The sequence below is a fragment of the Pseudomonas sp. SDO5522_S412 genome (assembly GCF_054071215.1).
The window spans coordinates 1-3,210 of sequence record NZ_JBSVWQ010000374.1 but is presented as its reverse complement, the minus strand read 5'-3'; the positions used below and the strand labels follow the sequence as shown (position 1 = coordinate 3,210).

Below are 3,210 nucleotides of genomic sequence, written 5' to 3'. Positions count from 1 at the left end.
AAAAAATCCTCAACGATCAATGCGCGAACATTGATGGGTGCGAAGAGGAAGTTCACGGACTCTTACGCACACATCTTTACTTGTACATACAAGCATATGCAATCAAGCGGCCAACTTTGCGCGCAAGGTTTGAAGATTTTTCCGGGACGAGGGTGGAAGCCTTGGAAAACAAGGCTTCGCAGCATGATGAATTTTCTTACGGGGGATTTTTACAGTGCGGGAGACTTGTCATCGAGGCAGGGCTTTGCGCCATGCTGGGGCGTTCGGTAACAAGTTGGTGCGGGAAGAGGGAAACAAAATGTGGGGGAAGAAACCCCCACCTGTTCAGGCGGCGGCAGTCAATTCGATAACGCAGCAACGGCCAGTCACGCTGACGTCCAGCAGGCCGGTGTTACCGTCCAGTTGCAGGCAGTCGTGACGGTTCAGCCGCTCACCGAGCACCTTCACTTCATCGGCCACGCTGAACACCAGCACGGTGTGCGCGGCACTGAAGAAACGCTGCGTGCCGTCCATCCATTGCAACCGCGCTTGATAGCGCTGCGGCGAATAGATGAGGTTGAAATCGCGGATCGGCCCGCCGATCAAGCGGCAGGACACCTGGCTGTCACCCTTGAACGGGAATGGCTGCAGCGGTAACAACCCGAGTTGTTCCTCGCCATCCACCGTCAGCACCATGCCCGAGCCTTGCAGCACGGTGATAATGCGCTGGTACCCGGCAAAGGTGGAGAACCCGCCCGACTCGGCGATATCGGCAATCGACAGGCGCCAGCCGAAACCGTCCAGGCCCTCCCCCGCGTCACGGGTGATTTCTTCAGTGCTGCCGCCACCGTTTTTCCACGGCATGCGAATGTAATCGGTAGCGCGCCAGACTTTCATCGAACTCATTTACTGAAACGTCCTTCCAGGCTATGACGGGAACCGGGGTGGATCAAACGTGCGGCCGTGACCGGCTGGCGGCCAGACCAGGTGCGGCGGCGAATCAGCAGGCATGGCTCGCTGGTTTCGATTTGCAGCAGCTTGCATTCGTCGGCGTCGGCCAGGATCGCCTCGACCACGTGCTCGCCTTCGGTCAGCGGCGCCACCTGGTTGAGGTAGGCATAGGGCGTTTGCTGGGTGAAATCCTGCTGCAGGTATTCCGGTGCTACCAGGGCGTTGACGAAACGGTCTTCGATTTGCACCGGAATGTCGTTTTCGTAGTGCACGATCAACGAGTGGAACACCCGCCCGCCTTCGCGCATTTCCAGCGCGACGGCGCGCTCGGAACCGGCGGCTTCTTCCCCGAGGGTAATGACCTTGCACGTATGGCGATGACCGCGGGAGGCGATCTCATCGGCAATGTTGTGCACTTCAAACAGCGCCGACTGGCTCTTGGGCTCGGCGACAAAGGTGCCCACACCTTGCATGCGTACCAGCAGGCCTTCGGCAGTCAACTCGCGCAGGGCGCGGTTGATGGTCATGCGGCTGAAGCCCAACTGGTTGACCAGTTCGCTCTCCGAAGGCACGCGATAATGCGGCGGCCAGTTGCCGTTGAGAATCTGCTGGCTGATCATCTGTTTGACGCGGGCATACAAGGGCGCTGGACTTTCGTCCATGTGGGCAGCCAGTGGAGACTTGGCGGGCGGAGTCGACACAGGAAATCCTTGTAGGTGAAAAAGAAGCATAGCTTGCCGGAGTTTACCGAGCAGGCAAACGTCTGTATATGTATATACAAATAAACACACGACTGGGGTGCCTGAATCATGTCCGCTTTCTTTGCCGAACGCGCGCTGCTGCCTAATGGATGGGCCAACGATGTACGTCTTGAAGTCAGCGCCGATGGCCTGCTGACCAAGGTTGAGCCCAACGCCAGTGCAGACGGTGCCGAACAGCTCAGGGGCCCCGTGCTGGCGGGCATGCCGAACCTGCATTCCCACGCTTTCCAGCGCGCGATGGCCGGGCTGGCGGAAGTGGCCGGCAACCCGAATGACAGTTTCTGGACCTGGCGCGACCTGATGTATCGGATGGTCGGCAAGATCCGCCCCGACCAGTTGCAGGTCATCGCGCGCCAGTTGTATATCGAAATGCTCAAGGCCGGCTACACCTCGGTGGCCGAATTTCACTACGTGCACCACGACGTCAGCGGCCAGCCCTATGCCGACCCTGCGGAGCTGTCGCGGCAAATCAGCCAGGCCGCCGCCAGCAGCGGTATCGGCCTGACGTTGTTGCCGGTGCTCTACAGCCACTCCGGTTTCGGCGGCCAGGCCCCCAATGAAGGCCAGCGCCGCTTTATCAACAGCACCGAAAATTACCTGAGCCTGCAATCACGCCTGCAACCGATTCTGGCCGCGCAACCGGCACAACGGCTGGGCCTGTGTTTCCACTCGCTGCGCGCCGTCACACCGCAACAGATCAGCGAAGTGCTGGCCGCCAGCGACAAGGCGTGCCCGGTGCATATCCACATCGCCGAGCAGCAGAAGGAAGTCGACGACTGCCTGGCCTGGAGCGGCCAGCGCCCGCTGCAATGGTTGTATGACCATGTTGAAGTGGATCAGCGCTGGTGCCTGGTGCACGCCACCCACGCCAATCCGGAAGAAGTGACGTTGATGGCCAGGAGCCGGGCGATTGCCGGGTTGTGCCTGACCACTGAAGCCAACCTGGGCGACGGGATTTTCCCGGCGGTGGACTTCCTGGCCCAGGGCGGGCGCATGGGGATTGGTTCCGACAGCCATGTGTCACTGAGCGTGGTGGAAGAATTGCGCTGGCTGGAATATGGGCAGCGGCTGCGGGACCAGCGGCGCAACCGGCTGTATCGCAGCGATCAGCCGATGGTTGGGCGTACGCTGTTCGATGCCGCGCTGGACGGCGGTGCCGAAGCGCTGGGGCAGCCGATTGGGCGCCTTGAAGTTGGCAAACGTGCGGACTGGCTGGTGCTGGACGGCAACGATCCGTACCTGGCGACAGCGAACGAAGACGGGATCCTCAATCGCTGGTTGTTTGCCGGTGGTGATCGCCAGGTGCGCGACGTGCTGGTCAACGGGAAGTGGGTGGTGCGCGACGGGCACCACGCCGCCGAAGAAGACAGCAGCCGGGCGTTTACCCAGGTCTTGCGGGATTTGCTGGGCTGACAGACGACACACAACAAATGTGGGAGCGGGCTTGCTCGCTCCCACATTGGGTCACTCACCCCCCCCTGTTGCTTTCCCCACTCCTTCTCCAGCACGCCCCCTCCCC

The 3,210-nt window shown here is 60.8% G+C and carries 3 protein-coding genes; 1 reads left to right on the top strand and 2 read right to left on the bottom strand.

From position 1 onward, the window contains the following. Positions 1–324: 324 nt before the first annotated feature. Both ACW9I6_RS31630 and hutC read right to left on the bottom strand, forming a co-directional pair. A complete protein-coding gene (locus ACW9I6_RS31630; RefSeq protein WP_003217978.1) occupies positions 325–885 on the bottom strand; it encodes a HutD/Ves family protein in 561 nt (186 codons plus the stop codon). Then, a complete protein-coding gene (gene hutC, locus ACW9I6_RS31625) occupies positions 882–1,661 on the bottom strand; it encodes a histidine utilization repressor (protein WP_173406113.1) in 780 nt (259 codons plus the stop codon). Before hutC ends, ACW9I6_RS31630 begins: the two co-directional genes overlap by 4 nt. A gap of 78 nt (positions 1,662–1,739) precedes the next feature. Here hutC and ACW9I6_RS31620 point away from each other — a divergent pair, with 78 nt between their 5' ends. Then, a complete protein-coding gene (locus ACW9I6_RS31620) occupies positions 1,740–3,104 on the top strand; it encodes a formimidoylglutamate deiminase (RefSeq protein ID WP_457340215.1) in 1,365 nt (454 codons plus the stop codon). Positions 3,105–3,210 lie beyond the last annotated feature (106 nt).

Coding starts and splice junctions, on each gene's coding strand:
- ACW9I6_RS31630 (WP_003217978.1), bottom strand. CDS start 885: ATGAGTTCGATGAAAGTCTGGCGCGCTACCGATTACATTCGCATGCCG.
- hutC (WP_173406113.1), bottom strand. CDS start 1,661: ATGCTTCTTTTTCACCTACAAGGATTTCCTGTGTCGACTCCGCCCGCC.
- ACW9I6_RS31620 (WP_457340215.1), top strand. CDS start 1,740: ATGTCCGCTTTCTTTGCCGAACGCGCGCTGCTGCCTAATGGATGGGCC.